Annotated in this window: 16 protein-coding genes; 14 read left to right on the forward strand and 2 right to left on the reverse strand. The window is 61.4% G+C overall.

Annotated features, from left to right (window positions below; translation table 11 throughout):
- Positions 1–57: 57 nt before the first annotated feature.
- Complete coding sequence (locus PPUTUW4_RS04545; protein ID WP_015093592.1) at positions 58–1977, reverse strand: alkaline phosphatase D family protein; 1920 nt, start codon at positions 1975–1977, stop codon at positions 58–60.
- A gap of 125 nt (positions 1978–2102) precedes the next feature.
- Here PPUTUW4_RS04545 and PPUTUW4_RS04550 point away from each other — a divergent pair, with 125 nt between their 5' ends.
- The 9 genes from PPUTUW4_RS04550 to PPUTUW4_RS04590 all read left to right on the forward strand — a co-directional run bounded on the left by PPUTUW4_RS04550 (position 2103) and on the right by PPUTUW4_RS04590 (position 9622).
- Positions 2103–2729 (forward strand): hypothetical protein, encoded by a 627-nt coding sequence (locus tag PPUTUW4_RS04550; protein ID WP_041474784.1) that lies wholly within the window; start codon positions 2103–2105, stop codon positions 2727–2729.
- 112 nt (positions 2730–2841) lie between these two features.
- Entirely contained in the window at positions 2842–3105 is a 264-nt protein-coding gene (locus PPUTUW4_RS04555) for a hypothetical protein (protein WP_015093594.1), read from the forward strand.
- A gap of 107 nt (positions 3106–3212) precedes the next feature.
- A complete protein-coding gene (locus tag PPUTUW4_RS04560; RefSeq protein WP_015093595.1) occupies positions 3213–4193 on the forward strand; it encodes a quinone oxidoreductase in 981 nt (326 codons plus the stop codon).
- Between the two features lie 13 nt (positions 4194–4206).
- Positions 4207–5055 carry a TauD/TfdA family dioxygenase gene (locus PPUTUW4_RS04565; RefSeq protein ID WP_007979208.1) on the forward strand — a complete coding sequence of 283 codons (849 nt, stop codon included), beginning with the start codon at positions 4207–4209 and terminating at the stop codon, positions 5053–5055.
- Positions 5056–5156: 101 nt separating this feature from the next.
- The gene (locus PPUTUW4_RS04570) at positions 5157–6209 is read left to right on the forward strand and encodes a 3-keto-5-aminohexanoate cleavage protein (protein WP_008001201.1); all 1053 of its coding nucleotides are present in this window, start codon (positions 5157–5159) and stop codon (positions 6207–6209) included.
- 92 nt (positions 6210–6301) lie between these two features.
- A complete protein-coding gene (locus tag PPUTUW4_RS04575) occupies positions 6302–7633 on the forward strand; it encodes an MFS transporter (protein WP_015093596.1) in 1332 nt (443 codons plus the stop codon).
- Positions 7630–8292 carry a DsbA family oxidoreductase gene (locus PPUTUW4_RS04580; RefSeq protein ID WP_015093597.1) on the forward strand — a complete coding sequence of 221 codons (663 nt, stop codon included), beginning with the start codon at positions 7630–7632 and terminating at the stop codon, positions 8290–8292. Before PPUTUW4_RS04575 ends, PPUTUW4_RS04580 begins: the two co-directional genes overlap by 4 nt.
- On the forward strand, positions 8289–8615 hold the full coding sequence (locus PPUTUW4_RS04585; RefSeq protein ID WP_015093598.1) for a Rieske 2Fe-2S domain-containing protein: 327 nt from the start codon (positions 8289–8291) through the stop codon (positions 8613–8615). The genes PPUTUW4_RS04580 and PPUTUW4_RS04585 overlap by 4 nt, the downstream gene beginning before the upstream one ends.
- A complete protein-coding gene (locus PPUTUW4_RS04590) occupies positions 8612–9622 on the forward strand; it encodes a putative sulfate exporter family transporter (RefSeq protein ID WP_015093599.1) in 1011 nt (336 codons plus the stop codon). The genes PPUTUW4_RS04585 and PPUTUW4_RS04590 overlap by 4 nt, the downstream gene beginning before the upstream one ends.
- A 713-nt stretch (positions 9623–10335) precedes the next feature.
- Here the strand turns inward: PPUTUW4_RS04590 and PPUTUW4_RS04600 are convergent.
- Positions 10336–11370, reverse strand: a complete 1035-nt coding sequence (locus PPUTUW4_RS04600) for an AraC family transcriptional regulator (protein ID WP_015093601.1) — start codon at positions 11368–11370, stop codon at positions 10336–10338.
- Between the two features lie 356 nt (positions 11371–11726).
- On the opposite strand from PPUTUW4_RS04600, the gene PPUTUW4_RS04605 reads away from it, so the two are divergent.
- From PPUTUW4_RS04605 to PPUTUW4_RS04625, 5 genes are all read left to right on the forward strand, one after another.
- Positions 11727–12293 (forward strand): alpha/beta hydrolase, encoded by a 567-nt coding sequence (locus PPUTUW4_RS04605; RefSeq protein WP_015093602.1) that lies wholly within the window; start codon positions 11727–11729, stop codon positions 12291–12293.
- Between the two features lie 123 nt (positions 12294–12416).
- Positions 12417–14420 carry a DUF1302 domain-containing protein gene (locus tag PPUTUW4_RS04610; protein ID WP_015093603.1) on the forward strand — a complete coding sequence of 668 codons (2004 nt, stop codon included), beginning with the start codon at positions 12417–12419 and terminating at the stop codon, positions 14418–14420.
- Positions 14421–14461: 41 nt separating this feature from the next.
- A complete protein-coding gene (locus tag PPUTUW4_RS04615) occupies positions 14462–15820 on the forward strand; it encodes a DUF1329 domain-containing protein (RefSeq protein WP_015093604.1) in 1359 nt (452 codons plus the stop codon).
- A 149-nt stretch (positions 15821–15969) separates the two neighbouring features.
- On the forward strand, positions 15970–17061 hold the full coding sequence (locus tag PPUTUW4_RS04620; protein ID WP_015093605.1) for a YCF48-related protein: 1092 nt from the start codon (positions 15970–15972) through the stop codon (positions 17059–17061).
- 16 nt (positions 17062–17077) lie between these two features.
- Positions 17078–19597, forward strand: coding sequence for an MMPL family transporter (locus PPUTUW4_RS04625; RefSeq protein ID WP_015093606.1), 2520 nt, complete (start codon positions 17078–17080; stop codon positions 19595–19597).

Raw genomic sequence — 19597 nt, forward strand, 5'->3', positions numbered from 1 at the left:
GATGTCGACTGATACGCCACCATCGCGAGCAAGCTCGCTCCCACAGGGGTTATACCTTTAGTCCTCACCCTCCGGCGCAACCATTCGTGTCTTTGGCGAGCCATTGGCGTTGTGTTGAAAAATGTCCTGCGGCTGACCTTTTTCATTAAAGAACACCTGCCCGATGCCCGCCGAGTTCCACAGCCGCTCTCCGGCTTCGGCGTGTTCCGGGACATGCGGCACGATGCGCATGCGTCGACGTTTGGTCAGCCAGTTCAGTGGCGAGCGTGGCGAGTACAGCCAGCGGTTGAGGCGGTCGAACCATTCGAGCAGGGTCGGGGGAAATTCATTCTTGATGCCGCTGCTGGTGATCTGCCAGATGCGTGGCCCGGCCTTGCGGTGGCGGATCAGCACTTCGTAGACGAAGGAGTAGTGCACATCGCCCGACAGCACCACGTAGTTACCCGGCGTGCGCGAGTGGCGGAATATGTTCAGGATCACTTGGGCTGCGCCGCGGTGGGCCATCCAGTTTTCCGCGTCCACCAGCAGTGGATAACCGCACCAGCTGAAGACCCGCTGCACGGTTTCAATCAGTTTGACGCCGAAGATCGGCGCCGGTGAAACGATGATCGCGCTCGGGTGGTCCAGCAGTTCCTGTTGCAGTTCGCTCAGGGCTTCCCAGTCGAGCAGGCCGGAAGGCTGCTTGAGGTTCATTTCGCTGCGCCAGCGCCGGGTGCGGGTGTCGATCACCACCATGGCGGGGGTGGTCGGCAGCACGTAATGCCAGTGCTGGAATTTCAGCAGGTCATCGATCAGGTCGTCCTGAACCCTGCTGTCGAGGTGGCGCTCCTGTGTGCTGGCGCTCAACGCACCGGCCTTGTGCAGCAGGGCCGCGAAGGCATCCGGGTTGTTGCCCCAGCCCTGGCACAGCATGTATGCCAGCAGCGCGTTGCCGATGATGCGTCGAGAGAACGGATGGCCGTAGGCCGTTTCCTCCCATTGCGCGGACAGGTTCCAGTCATCGGTGATGTCGTGGTCGTCGAAAATCATCAGCGTCGGCAGATGCGCCAGTGCCCGCGCGACCTTGCCAAGGCTGGCCGTGAAGACATCGATGCGTGTCTGTTCAAGGGCGTAGCGCTTGAGCCGCTCCGGTGTCAGCGTCGGTGCCTGGGGGGCGATCAGGGTCCAGGGCACGGGCGACCAGACCAGCAAGTACATGGCCATGACTTCGGCGAAGGTCACCAGGTGATTGTCGGCACTGCTGCTGGTGAAGATCGGCTTGCGTGCGCCACCGAAGAAACGCTCGCGCAGGGTTTCATTGCTTTGCAGCGCCGGCAGCAGATCCGCACGGTGGTAGTAACTGGCCGGATGTTCGTAGAGCCTGGCGCTGTCGCTGACCACGGCGCCTTCGAGGTGTTCGCCGAACAGGCCCAGGCGCTCGATCAAGGCGTGAATCGCCCGCAACATCGGCCCCGCGACATCGTCGGCGTAGACCTGATCGCCGGTCATCATCAGCAGTGCCGGGCGGTCCTTGGCTGCATGTTCCTGCGCCAGCAACCGGTCGACGCAGAGCAAGCCGTCTGCCGCCGGGTGATGAGGCTTGCGGCAGGAGCCATGGAGCAGTTGATCGATGCGAGAACGCAGGACGAAGTTCGGGCAACCTGCATCGCCATACAGCAGGTGCGGCGCCCATTCGGCGATACCTTTGCCGTCTTCCAGCAGCAGGTCGTATTCGATACGTTCGTCACAGGGCAGAGCGGCGTCCAGCGACACATCAATCAAATGCACGAAGGTATGGCTGCCTATCGCAATGACCGTGCATTGCCCGGTATCCAGTCGGATGTCGGCGCGGCCCTGCAAGCGCAGGGTCAACTCCAGTGCGCGAGACCCCACCAGCCATAACACCAGGCGCGTTGGCTCCAGCCGCCGCAGCAGCGGGCCGGCGAGGACCGGTGGCAATGAGGTTTGATGTTCAGGTAATTGCAAGGGTACGGACATCCGGGGTCAAGGCTCTTGGCGCACAGGCGGGCGATGATACCGCAGATGGTTTCTGTTGCCTGTTAAGCATTACATGCTGTTTGGGGAAGGGTATGCCTGAATCAGAAGATGAATGATGTAAAGAAATGAGCGTTTTTTTACAGATGAATATTGTGTGGTGCCATAGGTTTAAGTTGTCTGGCTATTTTAATAGTGGTGAAGGCGTAATTTTAAATTTCTCAAAGGTGATGAGTTTTATGGGGATATCAAATGTTAATGGATCTTCGTCAGGAGGACGTGTAACTCTCAGTGACGATCAACACGTTGCGCTGGCAAATAAAATGTTTGAGGAATTCAAGTCTGCTAGACAGGGTTACGAAAAGTTAATCGTGGCGTTTGAAAAAACCACACTGTCGAGCTCGTTGGAGTTGCCGAAGTTTTCGAAGTTGTCGAGCTCGGAGAAAGAAAAGCTCGTAGTGGACTCAAATCTGATTCTTGCCAAAATGGCAGATAATCTGGTGTTAGCCGGCGCTAATAAGGACCTTGCGATCAATAGTTCTTGCGAAAGTAAGGATTTGATCATAAAAGGGATTGATTCTTATGTCAAAGATGCAAAGTTGGATGCCAATACGCTTAAAACCTTACGCAATACATATGTGGCAAGCCTGCGGCCCGATTCGAGAGTAACTGAATCGGCTGAAAATATTAATAAGTCCGGTGAAGGTGCGGAAGGAAAGTCCGTAAAATTCTCAGAGACGGTTTTGGTGAAGTAATAAAAACGCTTCAATAGCCAAGTTTGGTGGCTGCTTTTGCAGCCACCAATTTTGCGCGATGGCTGATCCACTATAATTACCCATGTCTCCCCAGCCCCTCGAGCAGCGTGAAATGAACAAAACCCTCCTGCCAACCCTGGCCATTTTGCTGTTAGCCCAATCCCCGGCCCACGCCATCAACGACAAGTACCGCAAACAGCTTGAGCAATCCGGTTGCACCCAGGTCAGCGAGTTGGAGGGCTGCGATATCCACAAGAGCAAAGCCGAAAACGCCAAGGCCGGATTCAGCAACCCGCAAGCACCGGCCGCTGGCGAAAAAACCGGGGACCAGCCGAGCGACGGCAAGGAGGGAGCGGCCCTACCTGTCATGAAATGAAAAGCCATTGTCGCCTGATGAGAAGCGTCACAACAGGCCGCGTCCTACAGTCCAATCAGCGCAATTCGATGCAACACGCCCATATTGCAGATTGGAGAATAAGAAAAATGGCCAAAGCCGTACGCTTTTATGAAACCGGTGGTCCCGAAGTTCTACGTTACGAGGACGTCGAAGTCGGCGAACCCGGTCCAGGCCAGGTTCGTCTGCGTCATGTGGCGGTTGGCTTGAACTACGCCGACACCTATTTCCGTAACGGTACCTATCCGATTCCTATGCCCAATGGCATGGGCGTCGAGGCTTCCGGCGTGGTCCAGGCCGTTGGTGAAGGGGTCACCAACGTCGAGGTCGGCGACCGCGTCACCTACACCGGTTTTCTCAATACCCTCGGCGCCTACAGCACCGAGCGCCTGATCCCGGCCGCACCGCTGATCAAGCTGCCGGAAACCATCAGCTTCGAAACCGCTGCTGCGATGACCATGCGCGGCCTGACGTCTTCGTACCTGATGCGCCGCATCTACGACTTCAAGGCCGGCGACAGCATCCTGCTGCACGCCGCTGCCGGTGGTGTCGGCCTGATCGTTTCGCAATGGGCCAAGTTGCTGGGCCTGAACGTGATCGGCACGGTTTCGACCGAGCAAAAGGCGGAAATTGCCCGGGCTCACGGTTGTGACCATACGATCAATTACAGCCATGAAGACGTCGCCGCTCGCGTTCGCGAACTGACCGACGGTGTGGGCGTCAACGTGGTGTTCGACAGTGTTGGCAAGAACACCTTCATGGGGTCGCTGGATTCGTTGAAACCCCGTGGCCTGATGGTCTGCGTGGGTACCGCATCCGGACCGATCCCGGCGTTCGACCCGGTGATGCTGGCGATGAAAGGTTCGCTGTACCTGACCCGTCCTGCCCTGGCCAACTACATCAGCGACCCGGCCGAAAAAGCCGCCCTGGCTGGCGAGTTGTTCGACCACGTCGGCAGCGGCCGGATCAAGATCGAGATCAACCAGCACTACGCCTTGCAGGACGCGGTGCAGGCCCATCGCGACCTTGAATCGCGCAAGACGACCGGCTCTTCGATTTTCGTCGTTTAAGGAGCGGCCAGCCATGAAAGTCGAACAATTGACCTGCAGCATTGGCGCCGAACTGATCGGCGTCAACCTGGCCGACGCGGTGCATGACGACGGTCTGTTTGCCGAGATTCGTGCCCAGTTGCTCAAGCACCGCGTGGTGTTCCTGCGCGATCAGGACATCACCCGCGCCGAGCACGTGGCCTTCGCCCGACGCTTCGGCGAGCTGGAAGATCATCCGGTGGCCGGCAGTGATCCGGATCATCCGGGACTGGTGCGGATCTACAAGAATCCGGACCAGCCGATGGACCGCTATGAAAACGCCTGGCACACCGACGCCACCTGGCGCGAAGCACCACCGATGGGCTGCGTGCTGCGTTGCGTGGAATGCCCGCCAGTGGGCGGCGACACCATGTGGACCAACATGGTCCAGGCCTATGCGAACTTGCCGGAGGACGTAAAGGTCAAGATCGCCGACCTGCGTGCCCGCCACAGCATCGAAGCGAGCTTCGGTGCGGCGATGCCGATTGAAAAACGCCTGGCGCTCAAGGCGATGTACCCGGACGCCGAACACCCGGTGGTGCGCACCCATCCGGAAACCGGCGAGAAGGTGCTGTTCGTCAACGCCTTCACCACCCACTTCAGCAACTACCACACCCCTGAGCGGGTGCGCTTCGGCCAGGACGCCAACCCCGGCGCCGGCGAGTTGCTGCGCTACCTGATCAGTCAGGCGTACATCCCCGAGTATCAGGTGCGCTGGCGCTGGAAGCCGAACAGCATCGCCATCTGGGACAACCGCAGTACCCAGCATTACGCCGTCATGGATTACCCGCCCTGCCATCGCAAGATGGAACGTGCCGGGATCATCGGCGACAAGACGTTCTGATCGAACGCCACCGGCATCGCACTCGCACATTCGCACTCGTAAACACGCCAACCCGGCTCGACCCCGGGTGGGCGGGACAATCATAAGAACTGGAGTAGACCATGCAATTCTTCGACGATTCGCTGCACCCGGAAAACATGGAAAAGGTAGTCATCACCGTGGCCCCGTACGGCCCGGAGTGGATGCCGGAAGACTTCCCGGAAGACATCCCGCTGACCATGGACGAGCAAGTCCAGAAAGCGGTCGAATGCTATGAAGCCGGCGCCACGGTTCTGCACTTGCACGTGCGTGAACTGGACGGCAAGGGCTCCAAGCGCCTGTCGAAATTCAACGAGCTCATTGCCGGTGTGCGTGAAGCCGTGCCGGACATGATCATCCAGGTCGGCGGTTCGATTTCCTTCGCCCCGGAAAGCGATGGCGAAGCGGCCAAGTGGCTGTCGGACGACACTCGCCACATGCTGGCCGAGCTGACCCCCAAGCCGGATCAGGTCACCGTGGCGATCAACACCACCCAGATGAACATCATGGAGCTGCTGTATCCGGAGTACCTGGAAGGCACCTCACTGGCCAACCCGATGTTCCAGGCCGCCTACAGCGAAATGACCGTACCGGCAGGTCCGGCCTGGGTTGCCGAGCACCTCAAGCGCCTGACGGAGAACGGCATCCAGCCGCACTTCCAGTTGACCGGCATGCACGCCATGGAAACCCTCGAGCGCCTGGTGCGCAGGGGTATCTACAAGGGCCCGCTGAACCTGACCTGGATCGGCATCGGCGGCGGCTTCGACGGCCCGAACCCGTTCAACTTCTTCAACTTCATCCACCGCGCGCCGGACGGTTGCACCCTGACCTCCGAATCGCTGCTCAAGAACGTCATGCCGTTCAACACCATGTCGATGGCCATGGGCATGCACCCGCGCGTGGGCAATGAAGACACTATCATTGATCACAAGGGCGATCGTTTCGGCTCGGTGGCACAGATCCGGCAGACCGTGCGCATCGCTCATGAGTTGGGCCGCGAAATCGCCACCGGCAAAGAAGCCCGCGAGATCTACCGCATCGGCGTGCAGTACGAAACCATCGAAGAAACCCTGTTGGCCAACGGCATGGCCCCCAACCGCAAGGCTGGGCAAAAAGGTGTACCGCAACGCGGTTGACCGAGGGTCGGGATGAGAGGCCGTGGCCTCTCGTCCGCCTGACCGTTACACGCTTGATAACAAAAATAAAACAAAGCTCTTGAGGAGGCTGCATGGCCTTTCACCCAATAGCCGCTGACGATGACGACTCCAGCGGAGTCGGCGTTGCGCGCCAATATGCCTGGATCGTCTTTGCCTTGACGTTCGGCCTGTTGATTTCCGATTACATGTCGCGTCAGGTACTGAACGCGGTATTCCCCCTGCTCAAGACTGAGTGGGCGTTGAGCGACGGACAGCTGGGTCTGCTCAGCGGCATCGTCGCCCTGATGGTCGGCCTGCTGACGTTTCCCCTGTCGTTGATGGCGGACCGTTTCGGCCGGGTCAAGAGCCTGGCGCTGATGGCGTTCCTGTGGAGCGTGGCAACCCTGGGTTGCGCGTTGGCGCAAGACTACCAGCAGATGTTCATCGCACGGTTCATGGTCGGTGTCGGCGAAGCCGCCTACGGCAGCGTGGGCATTGCGGTGGTGATTTCGGTGTTCCCCAAACACATGCGGGCCACCCTGGCCAGTGCCTTCATGGCAGGCGGCATGTTCGGTTCGGTGTTGGGCATGGCGTTGGGTGGTGCGATTGCCGCCAAGCTGGGCTGGCGCTGGTCGTTCGCCGGCATGTCGTTGTTTGGCCTGGTGCTGGCGATGATTTATCCGCTCATCGTCAAGGAAGCGCGCATTGCGCCACAGCGTGCCGCGCAGATTGCGAACAAGACGGCTGCGGCGGTCAAGCGTCCGCTGCGCACGCTGTGGTCCAGCCGTTCGGTGGTGTCGACCTATATCGCCAGCGGCTTGCAGTTGTTCGTCGGCGGCACGGTGATGGTGTGGATTCCCAGCTACCTCAACCGCTACTACGACATGCCCACCGACAAGGCCGGCGGCATGGCGGCGGTCATCGTGTTGTGCAGCGGTGCGGGCATGATCCTGTGCGGCATGCTCAGCGATCGCCTGTGTCGCAACTCGCCGGAGCGCAAGGTCAGCCTGGCCATCGGCTTCTGCCTGGGCAGTTGCCTGCTGTTGTCGGCGGCGTTTGCCTTGCAGGCAGGGCCAGTGCAACTGCTGCTGATCTGCCTGGGCATGGCGATTGCCACAGGCACCACCGGCCCCGCCGGTGCGATGGTTGCCAACCTGACCCATTACTCGGTGCACGGTACGGCGTTCGCCACACTGACCCTGGCCAACAACATGCTGGGGCTGGCACCGGGGCCGTTCATCACCGGCCGGGTGTCCGACCTCATCGGCCTGCATGCCGCGTTTCAACTGGTGCCACTGGTCAGCCTCGCGGCGGCAGCGGTGTTCTTTTATGCCAAGTGTCACTACCACAAAGATATTGCCCGGCTTCAGGGTCAGAGCGTGCCTGACCCTGTCGGTGAAGCGGGTTTAGAGGTGAAGTTGTGAGTCGTCGTTTACGTATTGATGTGTTTTTCGATTTTATCTGCCCCTGGTGCCTGATCGGCAAACGTCAACTGGAGCATGCGCAGGTGCAGTTTCGCAGTCGTCACCCGGACGTGCAGATCACCACCGTGTGGCATGGCGTGCAGTTGTTGCCTCAGATACCGGTAGAGGGTGAACCCTTCGCCGATTTCTACCGCAAACGCCTGGGCAATGCCGACGCCATGACCATGCGCCAGAAGCAGGTACAGCAAGCTGCCAGTGCGGTTGGCCTGGCCATCGACCTCAGCCGTATCGAGACGATGCCCAACACCGCAGACGCCCATCGTTTGTTCGAGCGTGTCAGCGAACTGGGCAATGCCAGTCAGCGTGAAATGTTGCTCGAACGACTGTTCGCCGCTTATTTCCTGAGACGCGAAAACCTCGGTTGCCGCGAGACCTTGCTGGCCATTGCCCGCTCCTGCGGCGTTGATGCGCACGGGCTGCTCGATTGCCTGAAGGGCGATGCCACGCCGTTCGAAGGATCTCCCGGCGCGACCAGTGGCGTGCCGAGCTTCAAGTTCGACAACCGCATGACGGTGATCGGTGCACAACCTGCTCAGGCGTTGCTCGGGGCCATGAACGAGGCCCTCAAGGAAAGTGATCGCGAGCGGCAGCCAGCATGACCCGACGCATTCCCGTGCCGGCCGGCAAACACCCGCAGGCCGGTGGCCGGGCGCTGTTCGAATTCGAGGACAAAAGCCTGGCGTTGTTCAACGTCGACGGGCAGCTGTTTGCCATCGACGACAGCTGCCCGCATCAGGGCGCTTCGCTGTGTGGCGGGCGTCTTGAGGGCCGGGTGATTCAATGCTGCGCCCATGGTCTGCGCTTCGATTTGCACAGCGGCTACTTGCTCAACTCCAGGCAAGTCAAAGTCACCAACTACCCGGTCGAGATCATCGACGGCCAGGCGTTTATCGTCATTGTTTCCGAGGAGGCCGCGCCATGAGCGCCATTGCTCTCACCCGCATCCACAGTCGCACGCGCGAACTGGCACCGGGGTTTATCGTCAGCCTGATCGTGGCGGCCGCCGCGTCGTTCCTGTCCGAGCACTACGGTGCACCAGTCATGTTGTTCGCCTTGCTGTTGGGCATGGCCCTGAATTTTCTCGCCGATGACGGTCCGTGCAAGGCCGGTATCGAGTTCACCGCCCGCACCGTGCTGCGCATTGGCGTGGCGCTGCTGGGTATGCGCATCACCCTGGAGCAAATGGCCGCGCTGGGCTGGAAGCCGATCGCGCTGGTGGTGATCCTGGTGGTGGTGACCATCAGCGTCTCTGTGATTGCCGCCAAGGCCCTGGGTTTCCAACGCCTGTTCGGCATGCTCACCGGCGGCGCGACCGCCATCTGCGGCGCCTCGGCGGCCCTGGCACTGGCAGCGGCGCTGCCGAACCATCCGCAGAAAGAGCGGGCCACACTGTTTACCGTCATCGGCGTCTCGGCGCTGTCGACCCTGGCGATGATCGTCTACCCGATGATCGCCAACTGGCTAGAGTTATCGCCGCAGGTGGCGGGCGTGTTCCTCGGCGCCACGATCCACGACGTGGCCCAAGTGGTCGGCGCCGGCTACAGCATGTCGACCGAGACCGGCGACACGGCCACGGTAGTCAAGCTGATGCGCGTTGCCATGCTGCTGCCGGTGATCGTCACCGCCGCGATGATCACCCGCATGCAGGGCGCCGACCCGACCGGCAAACGCCCGCCGCTGTTGCCGTGGTTCGCCGTCGGCTTTCTGATCCTGGCCTGCATCAACAGCACCGGATGGATCGCGCCTGCGGTGCAAGGCACGGTCAACGAACTGTCGCGCTGGTGCCTGGTGATTTCCATCAGTGCCCTGGGCATGAAGACCCGCTTGCGTGAGCTGGCAGCAGTCGGGATCAAGCCGATCCTGTTGATGGTGGGGGAGACGGTGTTCCTGGTCGTGCTGGTGTTGTTGCTGCTGCGCTGGGGGTTCTGAACGCCTCATCACCCACAGGTTTTATGGCAGGGCCACACGGCGTTGACTCCTCATGCCGTGGGGCTCTCGATCGGTGTCACAAACACCGGTCTTTCGCGGCGACTGTACCAGCAGTCGCCGTTTTTTTTGCTTTCACCGGTTTGGACTCGGACGCGGTCGCTTGTAGGTGCTGGCTTGCCTGCGATGGGCGTTAACGATAGCGCTTATGTGCTGGATAAACGCGGTCCCCCTGTAGGAGCTGGCCTGCCAGCGATGGTCGTCAACGATAACGCGGGTGAACTGGATGAACGCGGCGCGCTGGAGTCCATCGCCAGCAGGCTGGCTCCTACAGTTTCAGCGTGGGCGCGGTCCCTTGTGGGAGCTGGCTTGCCAGCGATGGTCGTCAACGATAGCGCGTGTGAACCGGATAAACGCGGCGCACTGGAGTCCATCGCCAGCAGGCTGGCTCCTACAGTTTTAGCGTGGGTGCGGTCCCTTGTGGGAGCTGGCTTGCCTGCGATGGTCGTTAACGATGACGCGTGTGAACTGGATGAACGCGGCGCACTGGAGTCCATCGCCAGCAGGCTGGCTCCTACAGGTTCAGCGTGAGCATGGTCCCTTGTGGGAGCTGGCCTGCCAGCGATGGTCGTTAACGATAACGCGGGTGAACTGGATGAACGCGGCGCTCTTGAGTCCATCGCCGGCAAGCCGGCTCCTACATGTGTGTGCTCGACTCAGGATTCTTTCGGGCCTGCGCCAGGTTTTGCTGTGGATTGTTTTTGCGCACGCCATGAAGCCGGCGGCATCCCGAACTGACTGATAAACCACCGCGTAAACGAGCTCGCCATCGAATACCCAAGCATGTCGGCAATGCGGCTCAGCGAGTAGTTCGGGTTGTCCAGGTAACGCAGCACCAGATCACGGCGCACATCGTTGATCACGTCGTTGAAGGCGCAGCCGTCGTCCTTGAGGCGGCGTTGCAGGGTGCGCACGTTCATGCCCTGGCTCTGGGCGACCTGTTCGATGGTGGCGCGCCCCATGGGCAGTAGCAGGTAGATCGCCTTGCGTACTTCGAACAGCATCGAGGTGCCTTCGTGGCCCTGCAGCGAGTCGAGGTAGCTCTGGGCGTAGCGGGCCATGGCCGGGTCGGCGTTGGGGTTGGTCATGTCGAGGCTGATGTCGGGGCAGACGATGCCGTTGAATTCGCTGCCGAACTCCAGTTTGCAACCAAACAGCCGGCGGTGCAGGTGCAGGTTGTCCGGTGCCTGGTGCATGAAGTTGACGCTGTAGGGGTGCCAGTGACTGCCCAGCAGGGCCGAGCACAGCCGGAACATCACGCCGATGGCCAGCTCCGTGGCCTGGCGGCTGGGCATGGGCGTTTCGGTGACCACCTCTTCGCGAATGATCACCATCTTGCCGGCCTCTTCGATGAAGATGGCCAGCGAATCGTTCATCAGGTGTCGGTAATCCACCACGACCTGCAAGGCATCGCGCAGGGTGCGCTGGTGGCTGAGCAGCAGGCTGACCACGCCGAAGTCCGAGAGCTGGCGCGACTCGGCCATGCTCAGGCCGAAGGTCTGGCAACCGCTGGCGGTAGCGGAGTCTTCCAGCAGGCGTACGGCGGCATCGATCTGGATGCGGTGTTCAGGGGCTTGCAGTTGGGCCCTGCTCAGGCCGACAGCGGCCAGCACGTCGCGCGGGTTGAAACCCAGGTACTGGGTGACCTCAAGGTAGTTGGTCAAGACGGCGGCGCGAACAAGCTTGGTCATGCGAGGGGCTTCCCTGTGCCGATGGCGATTGGCGTGAGCGTGGCGACTATATCCAGCGTATCAACAGTTGAACAGTTGTCATGTCGTCGATGGTTTTCATGCTGTGCGCTCACCCATCTTCTACGCTGCAGGGAGCCATCAGCGCTCATCCGTTGATTACAGTGACCTTGCGCCAACCTGCTGGGTTTTTTAGACCGACGGTCACGCGTCTGAGTGTCGGACAATTTGTCATCAAAAGAAAAGTGCCTGACGTCCAATGTAAAGCGCTTCGGGTGGGCGCTCTTTAATGTCGAGCCTACAAAAAGCCCCTGGCGCAAACAGCCAGTCGAGTTATCGAGAAAGCGAAGGTGTTCACCGTGGACAAACTGCAAACTGCCGCCACCGTTCTGATTGTTCCAGGTCTGCGCGAGCACGTGGCCGAACATTGGCAAACGTTGCTGCAAGCCAGGCTGAGCAACGTGCGTAGCGTCCCGCCGCTGGAGACCGACAAGCTCGATTGCATGGCTCGCGTGCGGGCCATCCAGCACGAACTCGAGCAGATCGACGGGCCGGTGATTCTGGTGGCCCACAGTGCCGGCGTACTGATGGTCGCGCACTGGGCTGCGCATTACAGCCGTCCGATCAAGGGCGCTTTGCTGGCCGCGCCACCGGACCTCGATGCGGTCTGGCCGGCAAACTATCCATCCTCCGAAACCCTGCGCAGCCAGGGCTGGAATCCACTGCCACAAGGTCCGCTGCCATTTCGCAGCATCGTGGCCGGCAGCACCAACGATCACCTTGCCACGCTGCCTGCGGTCACCCGCATGGCAGAAGGCTGGGGCGCCGAATTGCTCAATCTGGGCGATGTCGGTCACCTCAATCCGGCCGCAGGATTTGGCCACTGGCCGCAAGCCGAAGCACTCATCCTGGAGCTGGACCGCTAGTACAAGGAGCTGGACTGGCAGTACGCCACCGGCATTTGCCCTCATTCCTTAAACGCAAACCCGAAGAGGCTTGCGTGAGGGCGGCTGCGCTAAAAACAAATACAAAAAGGCGGAGACAACGCAATGCACAACAACAAGAGTCACGGCTTCACCGCTCCACGCTGCACCTTGCTGGCCTCGGCCATTCTCGCGGCAACCGTACCGGTGGCCCATGGGGCCGAAATCGAGACGGGGAATCCGGACTGGAACGTACGCGTGGATAACACCATCAAGTATAACTATGGCGTGCGCACCGAAAGCGCCGACAAACGCATGTTGGGAACGCCGAACAACAACGACGGCGACTACAACTTCCGCAAGGCCGGCACCAACATCACCAACCGTATCGACCTGTTGACCGAAATGGACGTGGTCTACAAGAACGCCATGGGTTTTCGCGTCAGCGCCGCCAGCTGGTACGACAAGGCCTATGACAACACCGGCTCCAATTCCAACCCGTTCGTCAACGGCAACGATGCGCGTTCGGGCCTGATTGCCAACGACCCGCGCCTGGCCGGGGTCACCCGTGACAACGTCGGCAACGGCAGCCCGCACCTGAGCAACTATGCCCAGCGCTACTACAGCGGTCCTTCGGGCGAAATCCTCGATGCCTTCGTGTTCTACAGCACCGAAGTGGGCGAGGAGTCGATGTTCAGCGCCAAGGCCGGTCAGCACAACGTGTTCTGGGGCGAGACCATTCTCAACCCGGTGCACTCGGTCAGCTATGGCCAGTCCGGCCTCGACCTGGCCAAGCTTGCCGCGTCGCCGGGTACCGAAGCCAAGGAACTGTTCGTTCCGCGTAACCAGCTGTCGATGACGTTCACCGTCAATCCCGAGCTGACCGTGGGTGCCCAGTACTTCCTCAATTGGGATGCCGCGCGCTTGCCGGAAGCGGGCACCTATTACGGTGGTTCCGACCTGGTCGGCTTCGGCGCGCAATCGTTCCTGTTGGGCAACACCAACGCCGTGGTACCGGGCAGCCCGCTGGGTTGTGGCCTGGCGCCGTGCAACGCCTTGACCAATGTGCGTCGCGGCAAGGACCTGACACCGCATGACAGCGGCGACTGGGGCGTCATGGCCAAGTGGTCGCCGGCGTGGCTGGATGGCACCCTCGGCGTTTACTACCGCGAAACCTCGGAAATCCTGCCGCAAGCCTATCTGGACGCCAGGGGCATTACCTCGGCCAACCCGAACGGCACCCGCCCGGCAGGGCAGGTCCCGGCGGTGATCAACACCCTCAATTCGCTGGACACCGCCACCTATCAACTGGCCTATGCCGACAACATCAAGATCCTTGGCCTGAGCCTGTCCAAGGATGTCGGCGGGATCAGCGTCGGTTCGGACCTGAACGTTCGCCACAACATGCCGCTGGCCAGTATCCCGGCGATCGTCAGTACCCGCAGCCCGCTGGGCCTGGGTCAAGGTCTGGGTCTGCTGCCTGCACGTACGGACGCCACCGGTGTGGTCTACGACACCCCGAGCCGTGGCGACAGTATGAGCGCCACAGGCGACACCCTGCACTGGACACTCAACGGTCTGATGACCCTGCCGAAAACCCCGGTGTTCGATCAGGCAACCGTGCTGGCCGAGCTGTACTACAGCAACCTGCTCAAGCTCGATAGCAAGAACGAGGCGCTCTACAAGGGCAAGGACAGCTATCGCGGCATCGACGCGCCGACCCGTGACAACTGGGGCCTGGCAGTCAACTTCACACCGACCTGGTACCAGGTGTTCCCCGGTGTCGACCTCAACGCACCAATGTCCGTCAACGTCGGTCTCGACGGTGTGTCGCCGGTCTCCGGTGGCGGGGCCAAGGACACCGGCAACTATGCCGTGGGCGTCGGCGCCATTGTGTACAACAAATACTTTATCGACCTGAAGTACGTGGACTCCTTCGGCCAGACCGACAAGTGCAACGTCAGCGGCGTGAGCACCGGCTCGAAGGGCGGTGACGGCTCCACCCCGAACGCCTTCAGCGGCAACGAAAACTACGCCTGCTACGCCGGCGGCTACTCGTCCTTCTCCGGCGGTGGTGCCACGACCGAGGACCGTGGCGCCCTGTACCTGACGATGAAAACAACATTCTGATTCACCACTGATTTGCTCAAAGCAAGCAGGAGAATAACAAGATGAAATTTGTTCAAACCGTGTTGGCCGCTTCGCTGGCCATGGTCTTCGCCGCCCAGGCACAGGCTGCTGTTTCAACTCAGGAAGCTGCCAAACTGGGTACCAGCCTTACACAAGTAGGGGCTGAAAAAGCCGGGAACGCCGATGGCTCCATCCCCGCCTACAACGGTGGCCTGACCACCGCGCCGGCCAGCTTCAAAGCCGGCGACAGCATGCGCCCGGATCCTTTCGCCAGCGAAAAGCCGCTGTTGGTGATCGACGGCAAGAACGTCGATCAATACAAGGGCCAGCTCACGGCAACCACGGTGGAACTGGCCAAGCGTTTCCCGACGTTCCGTGTCGACGTGTTCCCGACGCACCGCACCGTTTCGCTGCCCCAGGCCATTCTGGATAACGGCGTGAAGAACGCCAGCGGCGCCAAGTCCCTGGAAGGGGGCCTGGCCATCGACAACGTGCTGCCGGGCATTCCGTTCCCGATTCCGCAGTCGGGCAACGAAGCGATGTGGAACTTCCTGTTGCGCTACCAGGGCGTCAGCATCAGCTCCAAGTACGACTCCTGGAACGTCGACTCGGCTGGCGTGGCGAGCCTGGCGACCACCGGGCAAGCGAACATCTCCTACCCGATCTATGAAAACCTCTCGCAGCCGATCAGCAGCGCCGACGTTTACTACCAGATGAAGCTGGCGTACACCGGCCCTGCGCGCCGTGCCGGCGAGGCGATCATGCTCAAGGACGCCGCCAACCCGTTGCAGCAGCCGCGTCGTGCCTGGCAGTACTTGCCGGGCCAGCGTCGGGTGAAACTGGCGCCGAGCCTGGCGTACGACACGCCTAACCCGGGTACCGCCGGCGCGGGCACCTACGATGACGTGTTCGTGTTCAACGGTGCGCTGGACCGCTACGACTGGAAGCTGGTGGGCAAGCAGGAAATGATCGTGCCCTACAACACCTACAAGCTGACCTACGTCCAGGATCCGAAGTCGCTGACCACTGCCAATCACCTGTCGCCTGACTTCGTGCGCTGGGAAAAACACCGCGTGTGGGTCGTCGAAGGCAACCTCAAGGCCGGTGCCCGTCACATCTACGCCAAGCGCCGCTTCTACCTCGACGAAGACAGCTGGACCGCTCTGGCCTCGGATCAATATGACGCCCGTGGTCAGCTGTATCGCGGTTCCTTCGCCTTCCTGAGCCAGAGCTATGACAAGCAGGTTCCGGATTCCACGCCCTTCATGATCTACGACCTGGTCGGCGGTTCCTACAACATCAACGGTGTGGTCGGCCCTTACGGCGGCATCAAGTACATCGAGCCGCTCTCCAAGGCCCAATGGTCTTCGGAATCCCTGGCCGGCGCCGGTATTCGCTAAGCCACGATCCATTGTGGGAGCGAGCCTGCTCGCGATGGACCAGAGGGCGACGCGGGCATCCAGAAAGCACGCGTCATCGTTAACGTCCATCGCGAGCAGGCTCGCTCCCACATGACCTGCTCGACGCGGTTTTCCGAAGAGGACGCAGCATGTGTTCGTATAAAAATAATATTGTGCGTTTGGCGTTCGGCGTTGTGCTCGGCCTGTCGCAGGGCGTCACCCAGGCGGCCGATTACGTCGATGTGCTGGACCTGCCCGCCAGGGTCAGTGCCTTGGCGATCAACAGCCCGTTGTCCGGCATGACCCGCGCCGGCGGGCGCGTGATTACCGTCGGCCAGCGTGGCCATATTCTGTTTTCCGATGATTCGGGAAACCACTGGCAACAGGCCGTCGTACCGGCCAGTGCCGACCTCACTGCGGTGAATTTTCCGACCGCCACCCAAGGCTGGGCGGTGGGCAATGACGGCGTGGTGCTGCACAGCAGCGACGCCGGCGCGACCTGGAAGAAGCAACTCGACGGTCGCCAGATCGGCGAATTGCTGATCAAGCATTACTCGGCGCTGGCCAAGGCCGAGCCGGGCAACGAGCAATGGCCCCAGTTGGCTATGGAAGGCCAACGACTAGCCGATCAGGGCGCGGACAAACCGCTGCTCGACGTCTGGTTCGCCAACGAAAAAACCGGCTATGTGGTCGGCGTGTTCAACCTGATCCTGCGCACCGACGACGGCGGCCAGACCTGGACGCCCTTCCAGGACCGCACCGACAACCCGCAGGGCTTCCACCTCAACGCCATCGCCTCCACTGGCGATGCGTTGTACATCGCCGGCGAGCAAGGCCTGTTGCTCAAGTGGGACGACAGCGCCCAACGCTTCAATGCCGTGCCGACGCCGTATCAGGGCAGCTTCTTCGGCGTGCTCGGCAAGCCTGGCGAAGTGCTGGTCTACGGCCTGCGCGGCAACGTGCTGCGCAGCACCGATGGCGGCCAGAGCTGGACTGCGCTGGACAGCGGCCTGCACGTCAGCATCACCGCGGGCCTGATCGATGCCCGTGGCAATTATCGCTTGTTCACCCAGGGCGGGCAGATGCTGGTCAGCCAGGGGACGGGCGCGCAGATGCATCTGGTGCGGCAACCGGCACCGACACCGGTCGCCGGCGCTGCCCAGTCCACCGACGGCGCACTGATGCTGGCGGGAAACCGTGGTGCCCGGACGCTGTCCGCCGATCCAGCCCTCGAACCCTAAGAGCGAGAACCCAGACATGGGCAACATCAAACAAGACGCCATGCCGGTGATCCGCGATCTGCGTGATTTCGACCACCGCTCCGGCAACCGCCTGGAACGCCTGGTGTTCAACTTCCGTCCGCTGTTCATGCTGCTGATGGCCCTGGCCACCGTGGTGCTCGGCTACATGGCGGCGACGCGCCTGGAGCTGCGTCCCAGCTTCGAAAAGATGATTCCGCAGAGCCAGCCGTACATCCAGAACTTCCTGGAAAACCGCGCTTCCTTGCGCGGGTTGGGCAACTCGGTGCGGGTGGTGGTGGAGAACACCCAGGGCGATATTTTCGATCCCGAATACCTCGACGTACTCAAGCAGGTCAACGACCAGTTGTTCCTCACCGAAGGCGTCGACCGCGCCTGGATGAAGTCGCTGTGGAGTCCGGCGGTGCGCTGGACCGAAGTCACCGAGGATGGTTTCCAGGGTGGCCCGGTGATGCCCGACACCTATTCAGGGCAGCCTGAACAGATCGAACAGCTGCGCCAGAACATTTCCCGCGCCGGCATTGTCGGCAGCCTGGTGGCCAGCGACTTCAAGTCGACCATGCTGATCGTGCCGCTGCTGGATAAAGCCGCCGCCGGTGGCCAGCGCATCAACTACCACGCTTTCTCGCAGATGCTCGAAGAGCAGTTGCGCGACAAGATCGAATACGCCGGCGACAGCGCTGCGCGTAAATCCGGGGTAGAGGGTACCGGCCATTACAAGGTCCGGGTGATCGGCTTCGCCAAACTCATGGGCGACCTGATCGACGGCCTGATCCAGGTGATGATGTTCTTCGGTCTGGCCGTCGTCACTTCACTGGCCATCATCTACGCCTACACCCGTTGCGTGCGCAGCACCTTGCTGGTGGTCGGCTGCTCGCTGGTCGCGGTGGTCTGGCAATTGGGCATCGTCGCCTGGCTCGGTTACGCCATCGATCCGTACTCGGTGCTGGTGCCGTTTTTGATCTTCGCCATCGGCGTGTCCCACGCCGCGCAGAAGATGAACGGCATCATGCAGGACATCGCCCGTGGCACCCACAAGCTGATCGCTGCGCGCTACACCTTCCGCCGCCTGTTCATTGCCGGCGTCACCGCATTGCTGGCCGATGCCGTGGGCTTTGCGGTGCTGATGCTGATCGACATCCCGGTGATCCAGGACCTGGCGATCACCGCCAGCATCGGTGTCGCGGTGCTGATTTTCACCTCGCTGCTGCTGATGCCGGTGGCGCTGTCCTATATCGGAGTTGGCGCCAAGGCCGCCGAGCGCGCGCTGAAAATCGACACCCGTGCCGAAAAGCACAAAGGCTTCGGCCGGTTGTGGGACGCGCTCGACCGCTTCACCACCGCCAAGTGGGCCACAGGCGCCGTGCTGGTCGCGGTGCTGATGGGCATTGGCGGCTACGTGGTCAGCCTCAACCTGAAGATCGGCGACCTGGAAAGCGGTGCGCCGGAGTTGCGCGCCGACTCGCGCTACAACCGCGACAACGCCTACATCACCCAGCATTACGCGCTGTCCAGCGACCTGTTCGCGGTGATGATCAAGACCGCGCCGGAAGGCTGTCTGAACTACAAGACCCTGGTGCTCGCCGACCGCCTGGCCTGGGAGCTGCAACAGTATCCGGGCGTGCAGGCCACCGCGTCCTTGGTCAACGCAGTACGGCAGATCACCGCCGGCACCTACGAAGGGAACCCCAAGCTCAACAGCATCCAGCGCAACCAGGACGTGCTCAACTACGCCGCGCAGCAAGCCTCGGTCAACTCCCCGGAGCTGTTCAACACCGAGTGCTCGCTGATGCCGGTGATCGCTTTCCTCAAGGATCACAAGGCCGAAACCCTGGATGCGGTGGTCGCCATCGCCGACAAATTCGCCAAAGAAAACAGCACCGAGGATCGCCAGTTCCTGCTGGCCGCCGGCAGCGCCGGTATCGAAGCGGCGACCAACATCGTGGTGCGCGAGGCCAATCGCACCATGCTGCTGTACGTGTACGCGGCGGTGACGCTGTTCTGCCTGATCACCTTCCGCAGCTGGCGGGCCACGCTGGTGGCGCTGTTGCCCCTGGTGCTGACCTCGATCCTCTGTGAAGCCTTGATGGTGGCCATGGGCATCGGCGTGAAAGTCGCGACCCTGCCGGTGATCGCCCTCGGTGTCGGCATCGGCGTGGACTACGCCCTGTACCTGCTCAGCGTGCAACTGCACTTCCAGCGCCAGGGCTTGCCGCTGTCCCAGGCCTACCGCAACGCCGTGTCCTTTACCGGCCGGGTGGTCGGCCTGGTGGGCATCACCCTCGCCGCCGGCGTGGTGTGCTGGGTCTGGTCGCCGATCAAGTTCCAGGCCGACATGGGCATCCTGCTGACCTTCATGTTCCTGTGGAACATGCTCGGCGCGCTGATCCTGATTCCGGCCCTGTCGTATTTCCTGCTGCGCGAACGGGCCCCGCAGCCGGGCTCCGCTACCGTCGCCGACAACACTGAATCCACTGAACGTCCGGGCATGCCCCATGCCCTGACCACTTCCGAGTAA

The sequence above is a fragment of the Pseudomonas sp. UW4 genome, assembly GCF_000316175.1.
GTDB classification, from domain to species: domain Bacteria; phylum Pseudomonadota; class Gammaproteobacteria; order Pseudomonadales; family Pseudomonadaceae; genus Aquipseudomonas; species Aquipseudomonas laurylsulfatiphila.